We start from the raw sequence: 5,964 nt of genomic DNA, 5'->3' as shown, positions 1-5,964 counted from the left end.
AGTGTCGGTAAAGCGAAGGTCGACGAATTTGACGTCTTCGTCCTCGATCAGCTTGAGGACATCTTCTCCGGTACGCGCCATAAGCTCACAGCCTCTGCGTGGGAAACAATGGGGCGGGGCGTGCGCCCGGAGGGTGCATCAACCCCGCAGCCGCGCCTTATTGTGGGGCATTTCGCGCCCCGACGCACCTGTGGCGTGGTGCTACGGCCGGCATGGGCTTCACGCCCCACCGACCCGGATGCGGATCCGGTGCTCATCGCCGCTGGGCTCGGTGGCGATGACCTCATGACCGTGGACCCGGCACCAGGCCGGGATGTCCTCGAGGGCACCAGGGTCGGTGACCACCACCTCCAGCTCATCGCCGGCGACCAATCGTGCCACCTGGGCCTGGGTGCGGATCACCGGCAGCGGGCAAAGCAGATGGCGGCAGTCGAGCTCGTTATCCGTCGCCATGATCGCCTCCCACGTACCACGCGTCGGGAACATTCTCCGGCGCCATCGGAGGCACGGCGAGCGATTGCACGTTGCCCTCGGTATCCTCGAGTTCCAGATCGACTCGTTCGGCATTCCGCCCGGAAGAGTAACGAGCCACCAACCGTGCCGCCAGCTCCAGGTCGTGCTCGTCCCAGGTGCCGTCGATCAACGCCACCGGACCGCCGTGGCTGATCGTGCGCAGGTGCGGATAGCGGCGCTTGTAGCCCTGCAGAAAGCGGGTCTCACCGGCCTCACGGGCGATGATGAGCTTGAAGTGCTCGCGCGGGCGCAGATGACGCCCCACCTTGAGTAGCATGATGTCGTCCAGGTCGTACTCACGGGAACCGCGCGCCTGCCAAAGATCGGCCAGCTTGGCCGAGTAGCTGGCATCGGTCAGAAAACAGCAGCCGCCGGCGGGCTGCGCCCAGGCCTCGATGCCCAGGCTGCGCGCCAGCGCGAACTGGGGCTTGCGCGAGCGGCCATGCAGGTCGTGGAGGCGCTCACGATCCACCCAGCCCTCGCGCTCGGGCCGCGTCGGCTCCAGAAGCTTCGCCGAGAGCGGGCGCAGGAGCAGGTCCTCGACTTCGGCATCCCGGGTGATCACCGGCAGCTTGTCCCGGGTCTGGGACTTGGGCCGCTGGCCGATCACCTCGCCGGTGACGATGAAATCGAAGCCGTTGGCCTCGATCCACTCGCGGGCCTTGCGCACCATGAACACCTTGCAGTCCAGGCAAGGATTGAGATTAGCGCCGTAGCCGTAGCGGGGGTTGGTGAGGACCTCCTTGTACTCCTCGATGACATCGACGATGTGTAGCGGCATACCCAGCTGCTCGGCCACCCACAGGGCGTTGTTGCGCTTGGGCCGTTGCTGATCCTTGCTGCGAATGGCGTGGGTGTGGCCCTCGACGCAGAAGCCGGTGTAGAAATTGATCCCCTCCACGTGGACACCCTGGTCCTGGACCACGCGGGCGGCCAGCATGGAATCGAGACCCCCGGAGATGAGCGCGACGGCTTTCGGTTGCTCGGGCATGACACGCAACTGTATCGGAGTGGAGGGAGAATTCTACCAAAACGGCCGTTGAGCCCGTGCAAGTGCCCGGACCGGATCGCTATACTGCGCCGCTACTGCGCACTGAGCCGACGGGATCAACGGAGGCGAGCTTGGCCGAGCTACCGCGGGATTTTCAGGAACTCATCCTCAACCTGCAGCAGTACTGGGCCCGACAGGGCTGCGTGGTGCTGCAGCCACTGGATATGGAAGTGGGCGCGGGGACCTTCCACCCGGCGACCTTCCTGCGCGCCGTGGGCCCCGAGCCCTGGCACGCCGCCTACGTCCAGCCGTCACGCCGGCCTACGGACGGGCGCTACGGTGACAACCCCAACCGCCTGCAGCATTACTATCAGTTCCAGGTGGTTCTTAAGCCGTCGCCGGCGGATTTTCAGGAGCGCTACCTCGGCTCGCTGGAGCAGCTCGGCATCGACCCGCAGATCCACGACATCCGCTTCGTCGAGGACGACTGGGAGTCACCGACCCTCGGGGCCTGGGGCCTGGGCTGGGAGGTCTGGCTCAACGGCATGGAGATCACCCAGTTCACCTATTTCCAACAGGTGGGCGGACTCGACTGCCGGCCAGTGATGGGCGAGATCACCTACGGGCTCGAGCGCATCGCCATGTATCTGCAGAACGTGGAGAGCGTCTACGACCTGATTTGGACGCACACCGATGCGGGGCCGGTCACCTACGGCGACGTCTTCCTGCAGAACGAGCGCGAGCAGTCGGCATACAACTTCGAGCAGGCCCCCGTGGAGGCGCTGCTCGAGGCCTTTCGGCACCAGGAACAGGAGTGCCAACGCCTGGTCGAGGTAGGGCTGCCGCTGCCGGCCTACGAGCAGGTCCTGAAGGCCTCGCACACCTTCAACCTGCTCGACGCACGGGGCGCCATCTCGGTCACCGAGCGCCAGGGCTACATCCTGCGGGTGCGCAATCTGGCCCGCACCGTGGCGCAGGGCTACTACCAGTCGCGCGAGGAGCTTGGCTTTCCGCTGCTGCAGGATAAGGAGTCCACCCATGGCTGAACGCCGCCCCCTGCTCATCGAAATCGGTACCGAGGAACTGCCGCCGAAGGCCCTGCAGCGGCTGATGACCGCCTTCCGGGATGACCTCGCCGGCGCCCTGGAGGAGCAGCGCCTGCAGCCGCAGGGGGTGCAGGCGTTCGCCACCCCGCGGCGACTGGCGGTGCGCATTGAGGCCGTGGACACCCGCCAGGCCGACGAACGGATCGAGCGGCTCGGGCCCCGGCTTGACGCCGCCCAAGATGCCGATGGCAATCCCACCAAGGCTGCAGAGGGGTTTGCGCGCTCCTGCGGCGTCAGCGTCGAAGACCTGGAGAGCGTTGACACCGACAAGGGCCCACGGCTGGTCTGGCGCGGGGTCCAACCGGGCGAGGCCGCCGAGGCGATCATCCCCGGGCTGGTGGAGACCGCGCTCGGAAGACTGCCGATTCCCAAGCGCATGCGCTGGGGCAGCGGCGAGGTCGAGTTCGTACGGCCCATCCACTGGACGGTGGCGCTGCTCGGCGAGGCGGTGATCCCCGGTAGCATTCTCGGCATTCCCACCGGGCGGACCACATATGGCCACCGCTTCCACGGCCGGGGTCGCAGCGGGATCGACCTCCCCGAGCCCGGCGTCTACGAGCAATTGCTCGAGGAGCAAGGACGGGTCGTGGCGGACTTCGCCGATCGTCGGCGTCGCGTCGAGGCGGGTGTGCGCCAGGAGGCCGAGCGTGCCGGCGGCACACCGGTGGGTGACGAGGCGCTACTCGACGAGGTGACGGGCCTTGTGGAGTGGCCGGTGGCACTCTCCGGCGACTTCGACCAACGCTTCTTGGCGATGCCCGAAGAGGCCCTCATCTCCAGCATGCAGGGACACCAACGCTGCTTCCCGGTGCGCGGTGCCGAGGGCCGACTGCTGGCAAGCTTCATCACGGTGGCCAACATCGACAGCCGCGACCCGCAGCAGGTCCGCCACGGCAATGAACGGGTGATCCGGCCCCGCCTGGCGGACGCCGAGTTCTTCTGGCGGCAGGACCGGCGCCTGCCCCTGGGCGAGCGGCTCGAGCAGCTGCAGCACGTAGTCTTCCACCGCCGCCTGGGCGATCTGCGCGCACGCAGCGAGCGAATCAGCCGTCTGGCGGAGCGGGTCACCGGGCAGATCGGTGCGGATGCCGATGCGGCAGGCCGCGCCGGGCTGCTGGCCAAGTGCGATCTCGTCACCGAGATGGTCGACGAGTTCCCTGAGCTGCAGGGGATCATGGGTGGCCACTACGCGCGGGCCGACGGCGAGGGCGAGGCCGTGGCGGCGGCCATCGGCGCCCACTATCGGCCGGCCTTTGCCGGTGATGCCCTGCCTCACACGCCGGAGGGGCAGGCTGTCAGCATCGCCGACCGCATCGATACCCTAGTCGGCATCTTCGCCGCCGACGGCCCGCCCTCGGCGGACAAAGACCCCTTCGGCTTGCGCCGGGCGGCCATCGGCCTGCTCCGCTGCCTGATCGAGGGCGGCCATGACCTCTCGCTGCGCGAGCTACTGGACACCGCCGCCGGGATGATCGCCGACGAGTGCGGGGTGGCGACCGACGGCATCGCCGAACAGGTCGCTGGCTTCTGTCACGAGCGGCTCCGGGGCTACTACGCCGAGCGGGGCTACGCCGCCGAGGTGTTCGAGGCGGTGGCCGCCGTCGAACCGGCTTCGCCTCTGGATTTCCACCGCCGCCTGGCGGCCTGTTCGGCGTTCCGCGAGCGCGCCGAAGCACAGACCCTGGGCGAGGCGAACAAGCGCATCGGCAATATCCTGCGCCGTGCCGGACTCGATCCTCAAACGCGGCCGGAGGCCGTGGCCGCCGGCGATGAGCCGGCCGAACAGGCACTGGCCGAGGCCCTGCGGGGGGCGTGGGCGGAGGCTCAGCCATGCATCGAAGCGGCCGATTACGGCGCAGCGCTCACCGCTCTGGCAGGCCTGCACGAGCCCGTCGACCGATTCTTCACTGATGTCATGGTGATGGCCGACGACGAAGCGGTGCGCCAGCGCCGGCTGGAGCTCCTCGGGGCCGTCCGGCACGCCTTCCGCGCGGTGGCCGACCTCTCCCACCTGCCGGGCTGAAGCCGCCGTTATGCCGTGGCTCATCCTGGATCGGGACGGTGTCATCAATCGCGACTCCGAGGCCTTCATCCGGACCCCGCAGGAGTGGGTACCGATCCCCGGCAGCATCGAGGCCATGGCCCGGCTCAGCCGGGCCGGCTGGCGGGTGGCCATCGCTACGAACCAGTCCGGTCTGGCCCGGGGACTGTTCGACGCAGCGACCCTGGAAGCCATCCACGCTAAGCTCGAGCAGGCCGTCTCTGCAGCCGGCGGCTGTATCGACGCGCTGGCGTACTGCCCGCACGGTCCTGGGGACGGGTGTACCTGTCGCAAGCCGGCCCCCGGACTGTACCGCGAACTGGCCGAACGGCTGGAGGAGCGGCTCGAGGGCGTACCCGTGATCGGCGACTCGGCGCGAGACCTGGAGGCCGCCGCCGCGGTCGGCGCACGACCGATCTTGGTACGCACCGGCAAGGGCGAGGAAACGTTGGCGCGGGGCGGGCTGCCGCCGGGGACGGAGATCCACGCCGACCTGGCCGCAGCGGCGGCGCGTCTGCTCGAGGAGGAGGAGGAACCATGACAATCAAGGGCGGCACTCCACGCGAGTGGCTGGGCAGCAGCCTACACCTGGCCTTGATGGCTGTCACCGCCCCGATCTGGACCGTGCTGGGGCTGCTTACGTATCCCCTCGGCTACCGGTCGCGCTACCGCTTTCTTAGCGCCTGGGGGCTGGTGGTCATCGAGTCGGCGCGCTGGTTGTGCAGCCTCGATTATCGGGTGCAGGGACTGGAGAACCGCCCCGAGGGAGCCGCGGTGGTCATGGCCAAGCACCAATCGGCGTGGGAGACGCTAGCCCTACTGAAGTGGTTCTCGCCGCAGACGTGGGTGCTCAAGGAGTCATTGCTGCGCATCCCATTCTTCGGCTGGGGACTGCGGCTGCTTGAGCCGATCGCCATCGACCGCCAAGCCCGCGGCACCGCACGGCAACAGGTGATCGAACAGGGCACGGATCGGCTGCGGCGCGGGCGCTGGGTCATTATCTTCCCGGAAGGAACCCGGATCCCGCCAGGGCAGAAGGGCCGCTACCGCAGTGGCGGTGCCGAGCTGGCCATCCGGGCCGGGGTCCCGGTGGTGCCGGTGGCGCACAATGCCGGCTCGTTCTGGGGCCGTAATAGCCCGCTGCGGCGCAGCGGGCGGATCGAGGTTGTCATCGGTCCCCCTGTGGCCACCCAGGGCCGCAGCGCCGAGGAAATCACCGCGGAGGTCGAGGCCTGGATCGAGCGGCAGATGGTGGAGCTGGAGGGCCGGCCCCCGGACGGATAACCGCGCCGGGGGCGGCAACGCCCCGGCGG

Annotated in this window: 6 protein-coding genes; 4 read left to right on the top strand and 2 right to left on the bottom strand. The window is 68.5% G+C overall.

Features of this window, described 5'->3' with window-relative positions; all coding sequences use genetic code 11:
* Window positions 1-219: 219 nt before the first annotated feature.
* Together LRA98_RS12335 and LRA98_RS12330 are read right to left on the bottom strand one after the other, a co-directional pair.
* On the bottom strand, window positions 220-453 hold the full coding sequence (locus LRA98_RS12335) for a sulfurtransferase TusA family protein (protein ID WP_201170193.1): 234 nt from the start codon (window positions 451-453) through the stop codon (window positions 220-222).
* A complete protein-coding gene (locus LRA98_RS12330) occupies window positions 440-1,504 on the bottom strand; it encodes a tRNA (5-methylaminomethyl-2-thiouridylate)-methyltransferase (RefSeq protein WP_201170195.1) in 1,065 nt (354 codons plus the stop codon). Before LRA98_RS12330 ends, LRA98_RS12335 begins: the two co-directional genes overlap by 14 nt.
* A gap of 131 nt (window positions 1,505-1,635) precedes the next feature.
* Here LRA98_RS12330 and glyQ point away from each other — a divergent pair, with 131 nt between their 5' ends.
* Genes glyQ through LRA98_RS12310 form a run of 4 tightly spaced genes read left to right on the top strand, consistent with a single transcriptional unit; the run spans window position 1,636 to window position 5,935 of the window.
* Window positions 1,636-2,550: a glycine--tRNA ligase subunit alpha gene (gene glyQ, locus LRA98_RS12325; protein ID WP_201242137.1), complete on the top strand. Its 915-nt coding sequence runs from the start codon at window positions 1,636-1,638 to the stop codon at window positions 2,548-2,550.
* Window positions 2,543-4,633 (top strand): glycine--tRNA ligase subunit beta, encoded by a 2,091-nt coding sequence (gene glyS / locus LRA98_RS12320; RefSeq protein ID WP_201242136.1) that lies wholly within the window; start codon window positions 2,543-2,545, stop codon window positions 4,631-4,633. Before glyQ ends, glyS begins: the two co-directional genes overlap by 8 nt.
* A gap of 10 nt (window positions 4,634-4,643) precedes the next feature.
* Window positions 4,644-5,192, top strand: a complete 549-nt coding sequence (gene gmhB, locus LRA98_RS12315; RefSeq protein ID WP_238634192.1) for a D-glycero-beta-D-manno-heptose 1,7-bisphosphate 7-phosphatase — start codon at window positions 4,644-4,646, stop codon at window positions 5,190-5,192.
* Window positions 5,189-5,935, top strand: coding sequence for a lysophospholipid acyltransferase family protein (locus LRA98_RS12310; protein ID WP_238634193.1), 747 nt, complete (start codon window positions 5,189-5,191; stop codon window positions 5,933-5,935). Before gmhB ends, LRA98_RS12310 begins: the two co-directional genes overlap by 4 nt.
* The last annotated feature ends 29 nt before the right edge of the window (window positions 5,936-5,964 follow it).

Origin of the sequence: Halorhodospira sp. M38, assembly GCF_022227985.1 — a bacterium.
Classification (GTDB): Bacteria; Pseudomonadota; Gammaproteobacteria; order Nitrococcales; family Halorhodospiraceae; genus Halorhodospira; species Halorhodospira halophila_A.
Note: the sequence above shows the minus strand (reverse complement) of the source record. Positions and strands in the feature narration are given on the sequence as shown.

Excerpts from the sequence above, each read along its gene's own strand:
- LRA98_RS12335 (WP_201170193.1), bottom strand. The coding sequence starts at position 453 with ATGGCGACGGATAACGAGCTCGACTGCCGCCATCTGCTTTGCCCGCTG.
- LRA98_RS12330 (WP_201170195.1), bottom strand. The coding sequence starts at position 1,504 with ATGCCCGAGCAACCGAAAGCCGTCGCGCTCATCTCCGGGGGTCTCGAT.
- glyS (WP_201242136.1), top strand. The coding sequence starts at position 2,543 with ATGGCTGAACGCCGCCCCCTGCTCATCGAAATCGGTACCGAGGAACTG.
- gmhB (WP_238634192.1), top strand. The coding sequence starts at position 4,644 with ATGCCGTGGCTCATCCTGGATCGGGACGGTGTCATCAATCGCGACTCC.
- LRA98_RS12310 (WP_238634193.1), top strand. The coding sequence starts at position 5,189 with ATGACAATCAAGGGCGGCACTCCACGCGAGTGGCTGGGCAGCAGCCTA.